Origin of the sequence: Sorangium sp. So ce281, assembly GCF_051527395.1 — a bacterium.
In the GTDB taxonomy this organism is placed as follows: Bacteria; Myxococcota_A; Polyangia; order Polyangiales; family Polyangiaceae; genus Sorangium; species Sorangium cellulosum_B.
The window spans coordinates 5,107,810-5,127,915 of sequence record NZ_CP150322.1; the positions used below are offsets into that span (position 1 = coordinate 5,107,810).

Annotated in this window: 15 protein-coding genes and 1 riboswitch; of the genes, 7 read left to right on the forward strand and 8 right to left on the reverse strand. The window is 73.9% G+C overall.

Annotated elements, in window-relative coordinates:
• Positions 1-73: 73 nt before the first annotated feature.
• The 3 genes from WMF27_RS19370 to WMF27_RS19380 all read right to left on the reverse strand — a co-directional run bounded on the left by WMF27_RS19370 (position 74) and on the right by WMF27_RS19380 (position 3,791).
• On the reverse strand, positions 74-1,582 hold the full coding sequence (locus tag WMF27_RS19370; RefSeq protein WP_437767410.1) for a metallophosphoesterase: 1,509 nt from the start codon (positions 1,580-1,582) through the stop codon (positions 74-76).
• 329 nt (positions 1,583-1,911) lie between these two features.
• Positions 1,912-2,799 carry a hypothetical protein gene (locus WMF27_RS19375; RefSeq protein ID WP_437767409.1) on the reverse strand — a complete coding sequence of 296 codons (888 nt, stop codon included), beginning with the start codon at positions 2,797-2,799 and terminating at the stop codon, positions 1,912-1,914.
• Between the two features lie 398 nt (positions 2,800-3,197).
• Positions 3,198-3,791, reverse strand: coding sequence for a Uma2 family endonuclease (locus tag WMF27_RS19380; RefSeq protein ID WP_437767408.1), 594 nt, complete (start codon positions 3,789-3,791; stop codon positions 3,198-3,200).
• Between the two features lie 49 nt (positions 3,792-3,840).
• Between WMF27_RS19380 and WMF27_RS19385 the strand changes: the two genes are divergently transcribed.
• Positions 3,841-4,329, forward strand: coding sequence for a type II toxin-antitoxin system RatA family toxin (locus tag WMF27_RS19385; RefSeq protein ID WP_437767407.1), 489 nt, complete (start codon positions 3,841-3,843; stop codon positions 4,327-4,329).
• Positions 4,330-4,385: 56 nt separating this feature from the next.
• Here WMF27_RS19385 and traA read toward each other — a convergent pair whose 3' ends face one another.
• Positions 4,386-5,687: an outer membrane exchange protein TraA family protein gene (gene traA, locus WMF27_RS19390; protein ID WP_437767406.1), complete on the reverse strand. Its 1,302-nt coding sequence runs from the start codon at positions 5,685-5,687 to the stop codon at positions 4,386-4,388.
• 196 nt (positions 5,688-5,883) lie between these two features.
• Positions 5,884-8,697, reverse strand: coding sequence for a helix-turn-helix domain-containing protein (locus WMF27_RS19395; RefSeq protein ID WP_437767405.1), 2,814 nt, complete (start codon positions 8,695-8,697; stop codon positions 5,884-5,886).
• A gap of 123 nt (positions 8,698-8,820) precedes the next feature.
• Between WMF27_RS19395 and WMF27_RS19400 the strand changes: the two genes are divergently transcribed.
• A complete protein-coding gene (locus WMF27_RS19400; protein WP_437767404.1) occupies positions 8,821-9,396 on the forward strand; it encodes a prolyl hydroxylase family protein in 576 nt (191 codons plus the stop codon).
• A 42-nt stretch (positions 9,397-9,438) separates the two neighbouring features.
• Here the strand turns inward: WMF27_RS19400 and WMF27_RS19405 are convergent, their stop codons facing one another.
• The 3 genes from WMF27_RS19405 to WMF27_RS19415 form a co-directional block, all read right to left on the reverse strand.
• Positions 9,439-10,305, reverse strand: a complete 867-nt coding sequence (locus tag WMF27_RS19405; protein WP_437767403.1) for an NAD-dependent protein deacetylase — start codon at positions 10,303-10,305, stop codon at positions 9,439-9,441.
• 116 nt (positions 10,306-10,421) lie between these two features.
• Positions 10,422-11,651 (reverse strand): hypothetical protein, encoded by a 1,230-nt coding sequence (locus tag WMF27_RS19410; protein ID WP_437767402.1) that lies wholly within the window; start codon positions 11,649-11,651, stop codon positions 10,422-10,424.
• Positions 11,645-13,723, reverse strand: coding sequence for a TonB-dependent receptor domain-containing protein (locus WMF27_RS19415; RefSeq protein ID WP_437767401.1), 2,079 nt, complete (start codon positions 13,721-13,723; stop codon positions 11,645-11,647). Before WMF27_RS19415 ends, WMF27_RS19410 begins: the two co-directional genes overlap by 7 nt.
• A 157-nt stretch (positions 13,724-13,880) precedes the next feature.
• A riboswitch (cobalamin riboswitch) is annotated at positions 13,881-14,107 on the reverse strand.
• Positions 14,108-14,349: 242 nt separating this feature from the next.
• On the opposite strand from WMF27_RS19415, the gene dhbC reads away from it, so the two are divergent.
• From dhbC to WMF27_RS19440, 5 genes are all read left to right on the forward strand, one after another.
• Complete coding sequence (dhbC, locus tag WMF27_RS19420; RefSeq protein ID WP_437767400.1) at positions 14,350-15,618, forward strand: isochorismate synthase DhbC; 1,269 nt, start codon at positions 14,350-14,352, stop codon at positions 15,616-15,618.
• A complete protein-coding gene (locus tag WMF27_RS19425; RefSeq protein ID WP_437767399.1) occupies positions 15,615-17,285 on the forward strand; it encodes a (2,3-dihydroxybenzoyl)adenylate synthase in 1,671 nt (556 codons plus the stop codon). The genes dhbC and WMF27_RS19425 overlap by 4 nt, the downstream gene beginning before the upstream one ends.
• A 95-nt stretch (positions 17,286-17,380) precedes the next feature.
• Positions 17,381-18,373: an isochorismatase family protein gene (locus WMF27_RS19430; protein ID WP_437767398.1), complete on the forward strand. Its 993-nt coding sequence runs from the start codon at positions 17,381-17,383 to the stop codon at positions 18,371-18,373.
• A 46-nt stretch (positions 18,374-18,419) separates the two neighbouring features.
• Positions 18,420-19,265 (forward strand): siderophore-interacting protein, encoded by an 846-nt coding sequence (locus WMF27_RS19435; RefSeq protein WP_437769834.1) that lies wholly within the window; start codon positions 18,420-18,422, stop codon positions 19,263-19,265.
• Between the two features lie 12 nt (positions 19,266-19,277).
• Entirely contained in the window at positions 19,278-20,054 is a 777-nt protein-coding gene (locus tag WMF27_RS19440; RefSeq protein WP_437767397.1) for a 2,3-dihydro-2,3-dihydroxybenzoate dehydrogenase, read from the forward strand.
• The last annotated feature ends 52 nt before the right edge of the window (positions 20,055-20,106 follow it).

The following is a 20,106-nucleotide window of genomic DNA, read 5'->3' on the forward strand; positions in this document are numbered from 1 at the left end:
AGGACGCCCGGAGAGGGGGTGATTCTACGCGCGGGTTAGGCAAGGAGCGTTGTCCAGCGGCGCGGGAGCGGCCTCATGCGGACGGACGGACGCCCGCCGCCCTGGGCAGCCGCTGCCCGAAGACGCCGGCCAGGAGCTCCCCTGCCCCGTAGTAACAGAGATAGCCGGACAGCACGAACTTGAGCGGCACCGCCGACGCGGGCAAGAGCAGCAGGACGAGGCCGGCGAGCGTCGAGCCAGCGCCCACGATGAAGAGCCACCTCGACTCCACCATTCCCTTGAGCACGATCGACGCCGCGACGCGCAGCGCGCCGGAGATGAACGCAAAGAACCCCACGAGGACCACGAACATCTCGACCACGTGACCGTGACGGAGCACGACGAGGCCGAGGAGGAGGCTCACCACGCCGCGCACGCGGGAGAGGAGGCGTCGGATCGGCGGCTCCCGCAGCGCGCCGACGAGCGACAGGGCGCCATCGACGAGCGCGTAGGCAGCGAAGGCCGAGACGAGCAGGCGCCACCCCGCGGAGGACCCCTGACCGACGGAGATCGTCAGCGCGCCGGCGCCCACGGAGAGCGCGAGGGCGCCTTGCGCGATGAGGATCCATCGGGAGCGCTCCGGACGTGTCGGCTTCGGGAAGATCGTCCTCGCGGCGGAGAGGGCCGCGGCGACCGGGCTCTTCGTCGCCGAGCGTGCGCGATCGGGCTTCGCATCCGGGAGCACGAGGGGCATCCCGCGCTCGACGGCGCGACCGCCTTTCCACTCCAGATAGCGGACATGTCCGTCCGGTGAGATGCGAAGGAACGAGTTGAGAGGCCCGGCCCATGAACCGCTGTTGAAGTACCAGTCACCGATGGATCCTGCCTTGTGGGTGTGCCCGAGGACGGCCACGTCGTATGCGCCCGTGTCGAGCTCCGCGCGGACCCCGACCACGTGCTCGCCGAGCCGGTCCGGGTTCTGCGCCGGCGTCAATGCCCCGCTGGGGGACGGGTCCCTCTCCGTCGCGCGCTGGCTCATCGTCGCCACGGTGCGTTTCCAGATCGTCAGTATCGAGTCGCCGAATTTCTCGAGGACGTCCTCCACGCTCTCGCCGCCCTTGAGGTGAGGAGAGCCGTTCTCGTCCTCGGCGACGCCGGCGAGGATGGAGAACATGCGGCCGAAGCCGGGTTCGTCCCCGGCGTTGAACGGATCGGTCTCGTGCCCGTGGCAGAAGCGGAACCGCTTGCCGCCGAGCACCCGGGTGAACGGCGCGCGCATGCACGCGAAGAAGGGGTGATTGAGGAGGTCGGTCTCGATGAAGTGCACGAGGTCGACGTCGTGGTTGCCGGGCACGTAGACGAGCCTCAGCGCGGCGAGCTGGTCGAGGAGCGCCCGCCGCTTCACGAACAGGAGGCTGAGGTTCATCTGCCAGAGCTCGAAGAGGTCGCCGAGGATGAAGAGCTCGCCCCCCTCGCTGCCCACGTGGTCGAGGAATGCACGCAGCTGCGACGTCTTCCTGCCTGCCTCGAAGTTGTCGCGCGCGCCGCCGTCACCGATGTGCAGATCGCTGATGACGAAGATATCCCTGGCTGCGCCATCCATTGCCCTGCTCCAGGGTGGCGCGATCCCGCCATGAGCGGCGGCCGCGTCCCCCACCCCGCGTGCGTCGCAAGCCGCGTGCCGCGAGCGACGATGCGCAGGAGGGCGAGCGCCGGGCGAGCGGACGGCGCGGATGGCATCGACGCGCCCGCCGGCTCGCCGCCGCTCGGAGCGCGCGAGCGCCCCCGGGCCGTCACTCGCACAGGGCGGTGCGGTATCGACGAGCTCGTCAACGCCCGTTCGTGAGGCGGGCTGTCAGGATCTGGTTGGTGTTCCGTGCCGCGCCGCACGCGCGCTTTCGGCCGCGCGCGGCGCGGTAGGCTGCGCGCCGTTCACGGCGACGCCGCGACGGCGGGTTGCGAGACGGCGCCGTGGCTACCGCCCTCGCCCGCGTCCTCGCCGCCGCCCGCTTCTGCCTCGACCTCTTCGCTCACGTCGCCGACAGCGGTGCTCGACAGCCGCGACAGGAGCTTCGGGGCCACGTCCTCGAACGCGTCGCCGTGGAAATAATAGGCGATCTTCCGGAGGTCGGCGTAGCGACGGACCAGGAGGGTCCAGAGCCGGTCGCGCATCGCCTCGGCCTCGCCGCGCTGCTTTGCCGCGGGCCGGCGGGCCCCCTCGGGGGTGAGGGTGTCGAGCAGCCACTCGCTCGCTTCCCGCAGCTGCTCGAACTCCTCCTGGCTGAACGGGTGCTTTCCTCGGAGCGCGACCGCGTGCTCCTCGTAGAGGTGGGCCAGCGCCATCCCGTCGCTGGCGAGGTCGTACTTGCCGCTGCCGGCCCGGATCTCGGCCACGACGTCCTTCGGCAGGAGCCCCCGCTTGGCCAGGGTCTCGGCGAGCGTGAGCATCGGCTCGCGCAGCTCGATCACGACCTTCAGCTTGGCCTCGATCTCACCGGAGCTGGCCGGCTTCGCCGTGACGCGCGTGGCGGCGAAGACCAGGGCCCGGCCGAGGTCCGGAAGCGCGAGCACGTCGTCGAGCGGCAGCGCGGGCAGCGCCTTCCGGATCTGGGCTGGATCCGCGCAGGCGGCCTGGACGCCGCGCTTCACGTTGGCGAAGGCGATCCGCACATCCGCCCGACAGACCTCGACGTCGCGGTCCGGGAGCGCCGCGGCCTGCGGGGCAAAGCGCTCGTAGCAGGCGAGGTAGGTTGTTTTTGCCGTGGGAGTCGCCGTGGGCGCCTTCCCGGTGTGTGCTTGTTGGGTCTTGGCTTTGGCCATCTTGGGAACCTACGTCCAGGCGAGCGCGACGGTAGGTCACACCTCCGTCGGATGTGTGCTCGGAGGGGCGCAGGATCTCGACGCGAGGGGGATGTGCCTGCGGGGGGAGGCGCACCCCGTGGCCGCGGACCCGGGGCGGGTGTGGATAGTGTCACATAGTGTCATTTCGCAGGCCGATCTGTAAACGGTTGGACACACGTCGTGTCATTTCGCAGGCCGATCTGTAAACGACGGGACACACGTCGTGTCACGCGGCAGGCCCTGCGGCCTACGATCGGACATGCGTAGCGTCGCTCGGTACGACGCTGCTGCGGTGGAAGCGGCCATGTCGCCTCCGCTGGCGCGCCCTCCGCCATCCTCCGGCAGATGGCTGGGAGCTCATCACCGCGACAACGGAGTCACCCCTCTGCCGCCGTCGCGACCTGGGAGAACGGGTCTCGGTAAATCTCGTCGACCGACAGCGCGCACCCGATCACCTCCAGGTGCGCGCCCTGTCCGGCGCGGGCCTCCCGGAGCGTCCACGAGTCGTCCTCGTTGCGGTGAAACACCTCGATGCGCTGCTCGTGCTGCGAGACGAGCACGTACTCCCGGAGCGAGGGGATCCGCCGGTAGTGCGCGAACTTCTGCCCACGGTCGTAGGCCTCCGAGCTCTCGGAGAGGACCTCGACCAGGACGATCGGGTTGAGCGCTGCGTCCTTGTCCTCGAGATCACGCTCGAGCCTCCCGCAGACGACGCTGACGTCAGGGTACGTGGCGAGCCCGGTCGCCTGCACGCGGACGCGCAGATCGGCGGAGTAGACCGCGCAGGGCCGCCCGCGGAGCTGCGCCCGGAGCTCGGCGCCGACGCTCAGGCACAGGCGCGCGTGCTCCGGCGTCCCGCCAGCCATCGCGAAGATCTCGCCGTTCAAGAACTCGTGCCTCGTCGGGCTCGCCCGCTCCTGATCGAGATACTCGGCGTATGTCCAGACGATCCTGCGCGCCGGCTCGTTCATGGTCCGGCAGTATGCCACGTCAGCGCGTCGCGACCCTATCCTCGGCGCCATGCCCACGATCCAGAGCACCGCCGAGATCGACGCCGCCTCGGACGAGCTCTTCGCGCTGTCCCAGGACTACGCTCTCCGGCTCGAGTGGGACCCGTTCCTCCGCGAGATGCGCTACCGCGACGGCGCGGCCGAGCCCGCGGTCGGCGTGCGGGTGTGGGTGCGGGCGAAGAACGGGCTGTCCATGGAGGCCCGTTACATCACCCTGAACCCGCCGGAGCAGGTGGCCATCACCATGGTCGAGGGGCCGCGGATCTTCCGCCAGTTCTCGGGCGCGTGGCTCTTCAAGGCGCTGTCGCCGCGGCGGACCCGCGTCACGTTCCGCTACAACTTCACCGCGCGCCCGCAGGCCCTCGCCCCGGTGCTGGAGCCGGTGATGGCGGCCGTGCTGAAGCGCGACATCGAGCAGCGCCTCGCCGGGCTCAAGCGGAGCGCCGAGACGACGGACATCCTGCAGCGGCTGCCGAGGCGCGGCCCGGCAGCCGTCTGACGCGCGGCGACGCCGCGCCGCGGGAGCTCAGCGCGATCCGCGCTCCGTGGACCCGCTCACCGCGAGGCCGCGCGCGTCCGGCGACGAGCGCCCGCGAGCGCGAGCCCGAGCCCCGCGAGCGCGAAGGCGAGCCCGCCGCCCTGCCGCCCCTCGCCGCCGACCCGGCACCCGCAGCCGCCGTCGTCGTCCTCCGCGTCTGGCTCGGACGCCGCGCCGCCCCCGCCACCCGCGCCGCCCCCACCCGCGCCGGTCCCGCCGGCGCCCGCGTCGGGGCCGGGCGGCGCCACGCAGGCGTGCGCCTCGAGGTCGCAGACCTCGCCGTCATCGCAGTCCGCATCGCTCACGCACACGACACACGCCGGCGTCCCCTCCACGAGGGCGCAGCGCGGCGCCGCCGCGCTGCACGGGTTGCACGAAGGCCCGCAGAAGGCGTCGACGACGCACGGCGCGCACAGCGCGGCGTCGTTGCAGTAGGAGCCCGCCTCGCAGCCGGTGTTTCCGCTCTGGCCGCTGAACTCGCGGCCGCACTGCGCACAGGCGTCCTCGTCCGACGCGGAGGCGTCGCCCGCCACGCTCCGATGGAACGCCGCCGGCTCGAGGAGCGTGAAGCTGGACGCGGCGAGGTTCGTGCTGCCGGCCTCGCCGGCCTTGAGCTGAAAATCCTCGAACTCGCCTACCAGAAGCGACACCTCGAGCTCTGAATGCTCGGCGATCGCGGCATAGAGGATCTCGACGGGGTACAGGCCCTCCTCGGCGAACGTGACGGTATTCGTCATTCGCCAGCTGGGTGCGCCGAGCGCGGGTGGCTGCACCAGCACCGGATAGGCGGCCTGCGCCGAGTCGTAGATCACGAGGGCCACGGCGTCGTCGGCGTAAATGCCAAAGTGGACCGGCTGCTCGACGTAGTCGGGCGGCACGGCCAGGTAGCCGCGCAGGCGCATGCCGAACGCCACGTCGGGCTCGTTCGCGACGAAGTCGCACCCTCCTGCCGGGCAGTCGGAGACAGCGTCCAGAAAGTCGCCGAAGCTCGCCTCGCTCCCGGCGTCGTACCTGTTCGAGAGATCGAGCGGTGTGCGCACCACGGAGCTCACGAGTTCTTCCTGCCCCGCGTCGAAGAACGTGTTCATCTTCTCGATGAAGCCCGCCCTGTCGCTCGCCGGAACCCAGAAGTCGACATCTGGCTCGGACGATGACCTTTGCGCGCCGCACAGGCCCGTTCCTCCCTCGGCGGGGAGCGGCGCTACAGGACCTCCTTCGATGATCACTGGCTCGGCGTTCGCGGAGCCCGGTGCTCCCAGCGCCGTGGAGAGGGCGAGCACGAAAGAGATCGTCAGCTTGGGACGTCGGTGGAACATCATCGCTCCTGGCAAGGAAAACAGCACAACGGCGCGGCCGCTCGCATGGGACCCGCGATGCACGGCACGCCACGTTATCCCGCGCTCGTAACGCGGAGCCCGGAAATCCCCTTCGCGGGCACGATCCCGACGGCGAGCAGCGGAATGTCCGCCCGCGGCGCTCCGTTCGTCGCCGGCGCGCGCGCAGCGGGCCACGCCCTCATCCGCCTAGCCGCGCGAGCGCCTCCCGCGACGCTCCGGCCCCGGGGTGGCGCAGGCGCGCCCGCAGCGCCGCCGCCTCGGCGAGCAGCTCCCGCCCTCGCGCGCGCTCCTCGCCGCGCGCCGCCGCCGCGCGCGCCACGCCCGCCCAGTGCAGCGCGTCCGCCCTCGCCCACGCGTCCTCGCCCGCCCACGCGACCGCCGAGTCGGCGAGCGCCGTCGCGGACGCCGCCGCCCCCGCGCCGCGGGCCAGCGCGCACCGCGCGGCGACGACCGCGAGCCGGGCGCGGAACGGGCCGAACCCGCACGCCTCCGCGACGTGCAGCCCCTCCAGCGCCTGCCGCGCGCCGTCGTCGAGCCGGCCAGCGGCGAGCGCGATCCGCGCCGCGAGCTCGTGGCACCGCAGCGCGACCTCCACCTCGCCCGTCGCGGCAGCCCAGCGGCGCGCCTCGACGAGGTGCGCCTCGGCCGACGCGACGTCGCCGGCCGACGCGACATCGCCGTCGTCGCCGTCGCCGTCGCCACGCTCGAGCAGCGCGAGGCCGAGCAGCGTGTGGCCGTGCGCGACGTGCCCCTCCCAGCCCCGCCGCCTGCACTCGGCGATGTTCCGCTCCGTGGCCTCGCGCGCCTCGTCGCGGCGCCCGAGCGCGAGCGCGTGCTCCGCCTCCCAGAGCGCGCGGCGCGCCACCGGCGCGTCGCCCAGCGCCCGCAGGCGCGCGAAGCGCTCGCCCGCCGCGTCGACCTCGCCGAGGTCGTGCAGCACCGCGGCCAGGAGCGCCAGCGCGCGCACGGCGTGGACTTGGTCCACGTGGGCCGCGGCGCGACGGGCGCTCCCCGCGGCGCCGCCGGCGATCTCCGCCGACCGCTCGAGCAGGCGGCGCGCGCCGGTCAGGTCGCCCCGCAGCCGCTCCGTGTACGCCAGCGTGCGCAGGCCGGTCGCGATCGGGGCCGGGTCGGCGAGCGCCCCGGCGATCTCGTTGTGCGCCTCGTAGCAGGCGCAGGCGAACGCGAGGTCGCCGAGCGCGCCGGCGTAGAGCCCCGCGTCGTACGCGAGCGACGCGCGCACCCGCGCGGGCAGCGAGGCCGGCATGCCGCGGGGGTCGTCGCCGCCGGCGAACGCGCGCAGGATGCGGGCGCCGCGGGCCATGTCGCCGAGCTTGAGCCCGAGGTGCGCGAAGCCGCCGAGGGCGAGCGCGTAGATGTCGTACGCCTCGCCCGCCCGCCCGGCGCCGAGCAGCTCGGTGAGGATGGCCTCGTACGCGTCGACCGCCTCGCGCTCCCGCGGCGCCCGGCGCGGCGCCTCGTCGAGGCGCGGCGGCGGCGCGGCGCTCCCCGCGGCGTGGACGCGCTCCGGCGGCACGCAGAGCAGCGACTTGAAGTGCTGCCGCACGAAGGGGTGCGTCGAGTAGCAGCGCTCGCCCGGGCGCGCCGCGAACACGAGCCCCAGCCGCTCCAGCCGGGCGAGCCCGCGCGCGAGCTCCGCGGCGCCCCACCCCGCCATGGCGCCCGCGATCTCGCCGCCGGCCCGGATCAGCTGGAGCAGCGCGCCCTCGCCCGCGCCGCCGGGGAACACCGAGAGGCGCGCGAGCAGGTCCCGCTCGCCCGGCGGCAGCGCGCGCGCGTACGCCGACAGCACCGCGCTCAGGCGGCGGGCGAGGACGTCGTCGTGCTCGGCCTCGGCGAGGTGCGCCGCTCGCGCCGCGGAGAGGCGGCCCGCGTCGCCGCCGAGGAACGCGCCCACGTAGGAGCCGAGGACGGCGACCGACAGCGCGTGGCCGCCCGTCGTCTCGAACAGCGCGCCGAGGGCGCCGTCGTCGCCGCGGATGCCCCAGCGGCGCAGGAGCGACGCGGCGTCGCCCTCGCAGAGCGGCTCCGGCCGGATCGCCGCGAGCCCGCCCTCGGCCCAGGCGGACAGATCCGCGAGCTCGAAGCGCGACGTGACGAGCGCCCGCGCGCCGCCGAGCCCGGACGCGATCGCGCAGAGCAGCCGCCGGAGGAGCGCGTCGTGGAGCTCGCCGTGCGCGCGCCCTGCGCCCCCCTCGGCCTGCACGGTCTCGAGCCCGTCGAGCACGAGCAGGTGCGGCGGCCCCTGCCCCAGCGCCTCCTTCAGCCGCGCGAGCTGCTCTCCGGGCGCGGCCTGCTGCGACGGCGCCGCAGGGCCCGGGGCGCCCGCGCCCGCCGCGAAGTAGGCCGCCGCCTGGTCGAGGAACGCCTCGGTCCTGGGGTCGTCGTAGAAGCTCCAGACGAGCACCCCGCCGGGCCGCGGGGCGTCGCCGAGCCCCTGGAGGAAGCGCTCGGCGATCGCGGTCTTGCCCGCGCCGCCCACGCCGAGGAGCGCGATCACCCGGGGGGACGGCGGCGAACCGTCGGCCCACGCGGCGAGCCGATCGACGATCTCGGCGCGCCCGACGAAGTGCCGCGCTCGCTGGAGCGTGTGCGCGTGCAGCGGGCGCCACGCCCCGGCGGGCGTCTCCGCGGCCTGGCTCGCCGCACCCGCTCGCTCTGCGACGGGATCCGCCGCCGGCGCGGCCTCGGCCTCGGCCTCGACGACGAGCAGCTCCGCCTCGGCGAGGCCGAGCTCGGCGCCGAGCCGCTCGAGGATGCGCCGCCGGGACGGGCTCCGGACCGAGAAGCCGAGCCGCGGATCGTTGACGGCGCCCGACTCGTAGCGGCGGTAGGTCCGCACGTCGACGCCGATCGACGCGGCGACCTGCTCCTGCGTCAGGTCGAGATCGAGCCGCGCCCGCTGGAGGAGCGTGTGGTTGAAGCGGACCGCGGGCTCCGCGCCGCGGCCCGCCCTGGAGACCCGTGCCATCGGTGCGAGCGCTCGATCATCGGCGATGCGGCGCTCTCCTGTCCACCGCGCTGCCCGGTCCTGCCCGGTCCTGCCCGGGTCCCGCCCTTCCGGATCCGGTCCGCCCGGACCCACGCTTCCCGCATGAGCACCCCGCACGCCGAACGCACCGCCCAGTGCACCGACCCCACCGACGATCTCCGCATCTTCACGGTGACGAACGTCCTGTCGCCCGAGGAGTGCGAGGGCTTCATCGCGCTCGCCGAGGCGCGAGGCTTCGAGCAGGCGCCGATCGGAGGCACCGAGGTCATCAACCTCGAGGTGCGCAACAACGGCCGCGTCATCCTCGACGATCCGGACCTCGCCGCGAGCCTCTGGGAGCGGCTCGCGCGGTGGATGCCGCCGAGCTTCGGCCTCCACCGCGCCGTCGGGCTGAACGAGCGCTTCCGCTACTATCGGTATACCAAGGGCGAATATTTCAACTGGCACGGCGACGGGTCGTTCGTGCGATCCGACGGCGAGCGGAGCCTGTTCACCGCGATGATCTACCTGAACGACGACTTCGAGGGCGGCACGACCGATTTCTGGGGCGGCCGGAGCATCGCCCCGCGGCGCGGGATGGCGCTCCTGTTCGAGCACCGCCGGCTCCACCGCGGCGCCGCCGTGACACGGGGGAGCAAGTACGTCCTCCGCAGCGACGTGATGTACCGGCGCGGGTGACGCCGGCGCCGCGCGCGCGCCGGCGCTCGGCGCCTCGACGCCTCAGCGGGGCGCCGCGGTCGCGCCGGCGCCGAGCGCCTCGGCGAGGCGCGGCAGCACCTCGCCGGCGCGGGCCTCGATCTTCAGCGCGCCGAGCTCCTCGCCGCGCGCGGAGCCGAGGTTGATCATGGCGATCGGGGTGCCTCGCTGCGCGGCGCGCAGCACGAAGCGGTAGCCCGAGAAGACCGCCAGCGACGAGCCGACGACGAGCAGCGCGTCCGCGGCGTCCACCAGCGCGAACGCCGCATCGACGATCGGCCGGGCCACGTTCTCGCCGAAGAAGACGACGCGCGGCTTGAGCGGCCCATCGCAGCGGAGGCACGGCGGCGCACGGAAGCCCGCCACGCGCTCGGCGGGCAGGTCGGCGTCGCCGTCGGGGGCGAGGTCGGCCGCGAGGCGCAGCCAGCCGGGGTTCTGCGCGAGGAGCCGCTCCTGGAGGGCGGCGCGCCGCTCCATCGCGCCGCACGCGAGGCAGGCGACCTCGGCGAGCGTCCCGTGCAGCTCGATGACGCGGCGGCTGCCCGCGGCCTGGTGGAGGCCGTCGACGTTCTGCGTGATGAGGCCCTCGAGCTGCCCCGCCTGCTCGATCCGCGCGAGGGCGCGGTGGGCGGGGTTGGGCTCGGCCCTGGAGAACCGCTCCCAGCCGATCACGGCGCGCGCCCAGTAGCGCTGCCGGATCTCGGCCGAGCAGGAGAACTCCCGCCCCTGGATCGGGTTCCGCGCGCGGCGCCGCGTCTCGGGGCCTCGATAATCGGGGATGCCGGACTCGGTGCTGCACCCCGCGCCCGTCAGCGCCACGATCCGCTTGCCGCGCAGGAGCGCGACGAGGTCGTCGAGCGGATCGGCCGGACGCGCTTCGCTGAGCGGCATAGGCCCGGGTTGTGGCCCGCGACGGCGCGCACCGCCAGCGTCGGCCGCGCGTTCATGCAAACGAGCTCACCACGACATCTCGCTCGACCGGCCCACCGCACCGCCCGCGGGGCCGATCAGAGCCCGCCGATCCCTCGCGGCGGGAGCCCGATCTCGGTGTCGACGGTCGCGTCCTCCAGCGGCTCGAGCGCGCCGTTCGCCGCCACCTTCCAGCGCCGGAGCTTGCTCCTCTCCGCGTCGCTCAGCAGGCAGACGTCGCCGCAGCCGGGCGAGCAGTGGACGCCGCCGAAGGCGTAGGACTGGGTCGCCTGGGCGAGCGTCGTGACCTCGCCCGTGGCGATGCTCACGGAGAAGGCGCGGTCCCCGGCGGACGCGCTGCCCGCGTAGGCCGTCCCGAGGAGGACGTCCTCGGAGGCGAACGTGAGCGTCGGCTGGACCGCGGCGCCGAGCGCCTTCGCCACGCCGAGCCGCTCGATCTCCTCCGGGGGCGAGGTGCGAGCGTCGTAGATCACGATGTCGCTCGTCGCCGGATCGTACTCCATCGTCTCGGCGTCGAAGCGGCTCGAGCAGGCGACCGCCAGCCGCTCTCCCGAGGGCGACACGGCGAGACGCCCGCAGCCGTAGAGCCCCTGCACGTCGACCGTCCATGTGACGGCGCCCTGCTCCGGCGAGACGCCGACGAAGCGCCCTTCACCCGTGGTCGAGAGGTCCGCGGCGAGCCGGCCGAGGGCCACGACCACCTCGTCGCCGAGGCGCGCCATCCCCGACGGGCGCGGCAGGAGCCCTTCTTCCTCCGGCAGGGCGATGCGCCCCGCGACGGAGTACTCCTTCGTGTCGAGGATCAGGAGATCGCCGCCCTCGTCGAACGGCTCCACGCCCGGGCTCGGGTTGCTCCCGTAGCGCGACACGAGCGCGCGGTCCGCGCCCACCTCGATGTAGTCCTGAGGGTTCGACTCGAACCCCTGCCCGACCGGGAGCTGCGCCAGGGCCTCGGCGGTCTCGAGATCCATCCAGGTGATCACGTTCGTGCCGAACCGATCGAGCAGGACCACGCGGCCGGACGGCGGCGCCGCCGTCGGGACGTCGACGTCGCCGGACAGCGCGAGGCTGAGCCCCGGCTTCGCCGCGCCGCTCGACACGAAGGAGGGCGACAGGGTGGTCCCGTCGAGCGCCGACACAGCGATGTTCGTCGACTGGTAGTCGCTCGTCACGATGACGACGCCGCGCTCGCACGCGTCGCCGTCGCCGCCGCCGTGGACGCCGCCCGTCGACGGCGGCGGCGAATCCACGTTGCACCCGAGGAGCGGAACCGAGATCGCGATCGCAAACAGACTGATCTTCACCATGTTGACTCCAGTGTGAAAAACACGCTCCGTCCCGGGAGCGGAAACCCGACGACATCCGTACGCCGCGCGTCCAGGAGGTCCGCGACGCGACCTCTCGCCGTGAGGTGCCCGTCGAGCCACCTCGCCTCCGCGTCGAGGTCGAGGGTCGCTTGCTCCGCGATCACGCCGAGCCCGGCGGGATCGGCGTACCGGCTCGACTGGTACACGGCCCGGAGCTCGCCCGACGCGCCCGAGAACACGGCGCCGCCCGGGCGCTTCCACTCGGCGTGCAGGCGCGGCGCGACGACGAGGCGCGAGCGGAACGGGAGGAGGTCGTTCCTGGTCGTCCGCCCCGGCGTCGTGTCCCGCGGATCGAGCAGCGTCGCCGCGATCTCGGCGCGGAGGAACCGGGTCACCTCGACCCCGGCCAGGAGCTCCGCGCCCACGACGCGGGCGCGGCCGACGTTGTACGGGTTCACGTAGCCCTGGCCGGACTTCTCGTACGCGACGAGCCCGGAGACCGCGCTCCCGAACGCGAACACGTCGACGAAGGCGCCGCGCAGCACGGCGCCGCGCCCCGTCTGCGCCCGGATCCCGGCCTCGATCGTGGCGCCCGACTCCGGCTCGAGCGCCGCGTTGCCGTGGACGACGCCGGAGACGCCGTACACCTCGCCGAGCGTCGGGACGCGGACGTAGCGGCCCACGGTCGCGAGGAGCCGGAGCCGGTCGCTCCCCACCTCCACGCCGACCCGCCCGGTCGGGACGAGCACGTCGCAAGGGCGCTCCCGGTCCGCGCCGGTGGCGTGGCACTCCCCGCTCGCGAGGGCGTGCAGCGCGAGCCCCTCGCCGAGGCGCGCCTCCGCGCTGACGGCGCCGCGCGCGAACGAGCGCCGCGCCCGCGCGAGCGGGACGTCGTCCGGCGCGCGCGAGATGCCCTCGCGCGCGACCGAGAGCACGGGCCGCACCCGGAGCCGGTCGGCGAAGGAGAGCGTCGCCCCGAGCGTCTGCTCCAGGCGGCGGCCGGCGAGCCGGAGCTCCGGCGTGAGCAGGGCGAGCTCGAAGAGCGGGTCGTGGACCTCCGACCGCGCCTCGATGAACGAGGTGCGCGCCTCGAGCGTGTGCTGCGCCTCTCCGCCGAACGGCACCCGCGCCGCGACGGACGTCAGCGCGCGCCGCGACTCCCCCCGCGCCTCCCGGGACGGCAGGAGCGCGAGCCTCGGCACGCCCTGCTCGCGATCGGTGCCGTTCGCGATCACGTCGACGATCGCGCCGCCCCCGAGCTCGACGCGCGCGAGCGCCCAGGCGTCGATCGTGCGCACGTCGGCGTTCTGCCGGCGCTCCACGGTGTCGTCGCTCTCGTCGAAGAGCGTCCCGCGATCGTCGACGAAGGCGTAGCGGTTCTCCGCGGCCTCGGCGCTCACCCCGACGATCGAGCTCACCGGGCCCGCGCTGGCGCCGGCAAACGCCCACCCGCGCCGCGCGCCGAGCGAGCCCGCCATGACGCCGACGCCGGCGGTCGTCCGGGAAGGCCGCCGCGGCTCGAAGAAGATCGCGCCGCCGGGGCCGAGGCGGTCCGCCTCGATGGGCGCGTGGCCACGGTAGATCTCGACGCGCTCGATGAGCCAGAGGGGCACGAGGGAGAGATCCGCCGTGCCCACGACGTCGTCGTTCAGGCGGACGCCGGCGAGGTACACCGGCGTCTGCGTTGCTGTCGCTCCCCGGAGGGCCGCGGTCGCCGGCCCGCCGAAGCCGCCCGACTCGACGATGAGGACGCCCGGCTGCGTGCGGAGCACGTCCGCCGCCCCGAGCCCCGCGCCGGTGAGGCGCTCGCGGCCCAGCACCGACCCCGCGACGGACCTGTCCTTGGGCGGCGCAGGCGCGCGCATGCGATCCCCCTCGACGCGCACCTCCAGCGGGGCCGTCCCCGGCGGGGCGGCGGCGCGACCGCCCTCCTGCTCGGCCTCCGGCCTGCGCGGCTCGTCGGCGCGGGCGGCCGGCAGGGCCGCCACGGCGCCGCAGGCGGCGAGCGCGAGCCAGCACGCCGCGCCGGCGCTCCGGCGCCGACGCGACCGACGATCAGAAGAATCAACCATTCACGCGCCGCCTGCCCGCGTCGACCCAGCGCTGCTCCGGGTGAGCCGAGAGCCGAAGCGAGGGGCTGCGTGACGGGCCACGGCACCGCGCGCGAGCGAGGTGGTCGAGAGCCTGGGCGCCTTCCCCTCGAAGGCTCAGGTCAGCGCGCGCCAGCGAACCGGCGCGCGCACCTCGGCAGGTCTTCGGACTCACGGGCGCTGCGGCCGTCGCCGGTCGCTCTCCTACACATCACCGCTTCCCAGGCTGCTCGGGTGCATGCCCAGTGCTTCTTGGTGATGGTCGTTCCCGTTCACCGCTGCGGGGGCAGTCCCGGATTCTCACCGGGTTCCCTTTTCAGCTCGCCAGGCGATGGCCGGACGAGCACCGATGGCGGGGCGACTCGTCGCACCCGTCACGCAGGATGTCAACGCAGAAGCGAAGGTCCAGAGCGCCCCGCCCACGGGCCCACCGGCGACGCACACCCGAGACAGAACCGGGAGTCCCTTGACAGTCTTGCACGCACGTGTCATGAGTCACTTGAAACTGATTTTCTTTATCAGTTATCGGAAACGAGCGGCCCGAGACCTGACGTCCAGCGCCCGATGACCTGAGCCCACGTGGCTCTCGACGCCCATCGGAGCTGAATGTGACGAGTTCCATCTCGATACCGGCCTCTGTCGCGCTGCCCGCGGTCAACGCAGGGCAGCTGTTGAAGCAATACACCCCTGAGTCGGCGTTCTTCTTCGCGTCGCCGACACGCACCCTCCTCGCGCAGGGCGTACACGACATGATCCTCGAGCCGAACGGCGCGGATCAGGGCGACCGCCTCGCGGACCGCGTCACGAGGGTGCTCGCGGCGGCGTCGAGGGCCGGCGCCGGCCAGAGCTTCCCCGTGGTGGTCGGCGCGGTGCCGTTCAACAGCACGTCGCCGGCGCACCTCATCGTGCCGAGGGCGATCCAGAGCGCGGGCCCGCTCAACCCCACGTCGGAGTCGCCGCGGTCGCAGCTGCCGATCACCATCCAGGAGCTGCGCCAGATCCCCGAGCCCCGCGACTACGTGCGCGGCGTCGAGACGGCGGTGGGCCTGATGCGGTCCGGGGCGCTGAGCAAGGTGGTCCTGTCCAGGATGCTGGAGATGGTCCTGCGAGAGCCGGTCGATCTCCGCCTCGTCCTCCAGCGCCTCTCGCAGCAGAACCGGAGCGGCTACACCTTCGCGGCCAACCTCTCGGATCCGACCGCGGGGCTGTCCAGCTCCGAGCGCGGCGTCCCGACCTCGCGCGCGCGGACGCTCCTCGGCGCGAGCCCGGAGCTGCTCCTGTCCCGCTCCGGGCTCCGGGTGATCGCCAATCCGCTCGCCGGCTCCGCGGTCCGCAGCCCGGACCCCGACGAGGACCGCCGGCGGGCGATCGCGCTGCTCGCGTCCGAGAAGGACCGGCACGAGCACGCGATCGTCGTCGACGCCGTCGCCGCCGCGCTCCGGCCGTTCTGCCGGCGCCTGAGCGTCCCCGACGAGCCGTCGCTCACGCAGACCCCGACGCTGTGGCACCTGTCGAGCCGGCTCACCGGGGAGCTGCGCGATCTCTCGATCTCCTCGATGAAGCTGGCCACCGCGCTGCACCCGACGCCCGCGGTGTGCGGCTACCCCACGGAGCGCGCCCGCGACGCCATCGAGGCGATCGAGCGGTTCGATCGCGGGTTCTTCACGGGGCTCGTGGGCTGGTCCGACGCCAGCGGCGACGGCGAGTGGGCGGTCGTCATCCGCTGCGCCGACGTCGCCGGCCGGGCGCTCCGCCTCTATGCCGGGGCCGGGATCGTCCTCGGATCGAGCGGCGAGCACGAGCTCGCCGAGACCACCGCCAAGCTCGGGACCATGCTGAACGCGCTCGGCCTCGACCAGGCGCCGGAGCGGGCGTGAGCGCTCCGGAGGAGCGCCGGCAGGCGCCCGCGCAGGCGCGACCGCAGGCGCTCGACGGCTGGACTCCGTGGCCGGCCGAGCTGGCCGATCTCTACCGGCGCGCCGGCTACTGGCGCGGCGAGACCTTCGGGCGCCTGCTCCGCGAGCGGGCCGCGCGGCACCCGGATCGGATCGCGCTCGTCAGCGGCGATCGCCGGCTGAGCTACGGTGAGCTCGATCGGCGCGCCGATCGCCTCGCCGCGGGCCTCCTGCACCTCGGGCTCCGGCCGGGGGATCGCGTCGTCGTCCAGCTCCCGAACATCGCGGAGTTCTTCGAGGTGTGCTTCGCGCTGTTCCGGCTCGGGGCGCTCCCCGTGCTGGCCCTGCCCGCGCACCGCCGCGCCGAGATCGCGGTTTTCTGCGAGCACACCGAGGCGGCCGCGTACGTCATCGCCGACCGGGACGGCGGGTTCGATTACCGCGCGCTGGCGAGCCAGATCCGGCGCGACGTCGGGACCTTGCGGCACGTGCTCGTGGCCGGCGAGCCGGGCGAGCACACGGCGCTCTCCGGCCTGGACCGGGAGCCCGTCGAGCTCCCGGAGCCCGCCGCGGGGGACGTCGCCTTCTTCCAGCTGTCGGGCGGGAGCACCGGCGTACCGAAGCTCATCCCGCGGACGCACGACGACTACCTCTACAGCGTGCGGGCCAGCGCGGAGATCTGCGGGCTCGACGAGGGCAGCGTCTACCTCGCGGTCCTCCCCGTCGCGCACAACTTCACGCTCAGCTCGCCCGGGAGCCTGGGCGTGCTCCACGCCGGCGGCCGGGTGGTGCTCTGCCGCCGGCCCAGCCCGGACGAGGCGTTCCCGTGGATCGAGCGGGAGCGGGTCACGATGACGGCGCTCGTGCCGCCGCTGGCCTCGGTCTGGCTGGAGTCGGCCCGGGCGGCGCGGCACGACCTGTCGAGCTTGAAGGTGCTCCAGGTGGGCGGCGCCAGGCTCCCCGCGGAGGTCGCGCGCCGCGTGGGGCCGACCCTGGGCTGCAAGGTGCAGCAGGTGTTCGGGATGGCGGAGGGGCTCGTCAACTACACCCGCCTCGACGACCCCGACGCCATCGCGCTCGAGACGCAGGGCCGGCCCATCTCGCCCCACGACGAGGTCCGCGTCGTGGACGACGACGACCGCGACGTCGAGCCCGGGCAGGTCGGTCACCTGCTCACGCGAGGGCCCTACACGATCCGCGGCTATTACAGGGCCGACGCGCACAACGAGAAGGCGTTCACGCGCGACGGCTTCTACCGCACGGGCGATCTCGTGCGGCGGACCCGAGAGGGCTACCTCGTCGTGGAGGGCCGCGCCAAGGATCAGATCAACCGCGGCGGCGAGAAGATCGCGGCCGAGGAGGTCGAGAACCACGTCCTCGCCCACCCGGCGGTGCGCGACGCGGCGCTCGTCGCCATGCCGGACGCCCACCTCGGCGAGCGTTCGTGCGCGTTCCTCGTGGCCCGCGGGCAGCCGCCGCCGGCGAGGGAGATCAACGCCTTCCTGCGCGAGCGCGGCGTCGCCCAGTTCAAGGTGCCCGATCGCATCGAGTGGCTCGACGCCCTCCCGACGACGAGCGTCGGCAAGGTGGACAAGAAGACGCTCCGCCGGTGGATCGCCGACAGGCTCGCGCAGGGCGCGCGCGCCTGAGAGGACAGCGCGGGCCCAGGCGGCGCAGCGGCGCCCGCGGCCCGTTCCATCGACAGGAGCGCTGCGACCAGAAGAGAGAGAAGAGAGGAACGACCATGGCCATCCCCCGCATCCAGACCTACCGCATGCCACGCGCCGAGGAGCTCCCGGAGAGCCGGGTGTCATGGCGGCCGGACCCGGGGCGCTCCGTCCTCTTGATCCACGATATGCAGGAGTATTTCCTCGGCTTCTACGACGCGAGCGCGTCCCCGATGGTCGAGCTGATCGAGAGTGTCCGCCTGCTCCGGGAGCGGTGCGCGGCGAGCGGGATCCCGGTCGTCTACACGAAGCAGCCCGCCGAGCAGACGAGGGCCCAGCGCGGCCTGCTGACGGATCTCTGGGGGCCCGGGCTGACGCAGCAGCCCGACAAACACGAGATCGTGCGCGAGCTCGCGCCGGGAAGCGCCGACACCGTGCTCACCAAGTGGCGTTACAGCGCCTTCCAGCGAACGGAGCTCCTGGATCTCCTGCGCCGGTGGGGCCGCGATCAGCTGATCGTGTGCGGCGTGTACGCGCACATCGGGTGCCTGCTGACCGCGTGCGAAGCGTTCATGAACGACGTCCAGCCGTTCCTCGTGACCGACGGGACCGCCGATTTCTCGCGGCAGCAGCACGACATGGCCATCGCCTACGTGGCGCAGCGGTGCGGCGTGGCGCTGCCGGCGAGCGACGTCCTGGCCGCGCTCGCGCCCCGCGAGCGGGCGAGCGCCTCGCAGCGCGACGCGGCGGCGCCGGCGCAGCTCGGGGCGGCGCAGGACCGGGCGCCGTGGGTCGAGCGCCTGCGCGGCGACGTGGCCGAGGTCCTCGACCAGCTCCCCTCGGCGATCTCCGATCGCGACGGCATCCTCGATCTGGGGCTCGACTCGATACGGCTCATGACGCTCGTCGAGCGGTGGCGCGCCGCGGGGATCGACGTCGCGTTCGTGGACCTCGCCGAGCTGCCGACGCTCGGGCACTGGTGGGAGCTGCTGTCGGCCCGGCTGCCGCGCGAGGCGAGGTCAGCGCCCCGGCACCGCGCGGAGGCGCCCCTCCAGGAAGCCGCCCGCTGACAGGCCGAGCTTGCCCCAGGACGGCTTCCCCATGGCACAGGTCACCATGAATCAGGTCGCGACATCCCCACCCAGGACGGTGGCGCGCACCCCGCCGCGCCTCCTCGAGGTGCTGCGCACGACCGCGATCTCCCCCCGCATGCGGCGGATCACGCTGGGCGGCGCGGCGATCGCGGGGTTCCCCGCGCGCTCGGGCGGCGCGCACATCAAGGTCTTCTTCCCGCGCGGCGACCAGGCGGCGCCGGAGCTGCCCACGCTGGGCCCGGACGGCCCCGTCTGGCCTCCGATGCCGCGGCGGCCGATCACGCGCACGTACTCGGTGCGCAGGTTCGACGCGCAGGCCGGCGAGCTGGACGTGGACTTCGTCCTGCACGGGGACGACGGCCCCGCGTCGCGGTGGGCCCAGCGCGCCAGGCCGGGCGACCGCATCGGCATCGCCGGGCCGGGCGGCCCCGATCCGATGCTCGGTCCCGCGGACTGGTACCTCTTGGCCGGCGATCTCTGCGCGCTGCCGGCCATCGGCGCGCTGCTCGAGGCCCTGCCGAAGACGGCGCGCGGCCACGCCCTCGTTGCGGTCCCCGACGCGGCGGACGTGCAGGAGATCGATCGCCCGCCGCACGTGGCGCTGACCTGGATCGACCTGCAGGGCGAGCACGCCCCGGGCCCCCGGCTCGAGGCGGCCGTCCGCGCCCTGGAGTGGCCAGCGGGCCGCGTCTTCGCCTGGGCGGCGGGCGAGTCGTCGTCCGTCGTCGCGATCCGCGATCACCTGCTCGACGAGCGCGGGCTCGGGCGCGAGGCGCTGTACGCGATCCCCTACTGGAAGGCGAGCCAGTCCGAGGAGGCGTACCACGCGGAGCGGCACCGGATCATGGACGGGCTCGACAGGGCCTGACGGGAGCGATCGATGGAGTTCAAGCACAAGGCGGCGCTCGTCACGGGCGCCGCCCAGGGGATCGGCGAGGCCGTCGCCCGGAGGCTCGCCGCGCGGGGCGCCGCGGTGGCGGCGGTGGACGCGAACCGGGAGCGCCTGGGCGCCGTCGTCGCCGCTCTCCGGGCGAGCGGCCATCGCGCCGCGGCGTTCGCGGTGGACGTGGCCGACGGCGAGGCGGTCGACGGCGCGGTGGAGCGGATCGAGCGCGAGCTCGGCCCCCTCGAGATGCTCGTCAACGTGGCCGGCGTGCTGCGCGTGGGCGGCGCCCTCTCGCTGAGCGACGACGACTGGGAGCGCACCTTCGCTGTCAACACCCGGGGGGTGTTCAACGTGAGCCGGGCCGTGGCGCGCCGCATGGTGCCGCGCCGATCGGGGTCGATCGTGACGGTCGGGTCCAACGCCGCGCGCACGCCGCGGATGAACATGGGCGCTTACGCGGCCTCGAAGGCCGCCGCGGCCCAGTGGACGAAGTGCCTCGGCCTGGAGCTCGCGCAGCACGACATCCGGTGCAACGTGGTGTCCCCTGGCTCGACGGACACGCCGATGCAGCGCGCGCTCTGGGCGGACGATCGCGGCGCTCAGGCGGTCATCGCCGGCGCCCCCGAGGCGTTCCGGCTGGGCGTCCCGCTGCGCCGGATCGCCACGACGGACGACGTCGCCAGCGCGGTGCTGTTCCTGCTCTCGGACGAGGCGCGGCACATCACGATGCACGACCTCTGCGTCGACGGCGGCGCCACGCTGGGCGCCTGATCCTCGTCTGGCTTCGTTCGAGCAAGGAATGAGCCGCCAAGGCGCCAAGGAC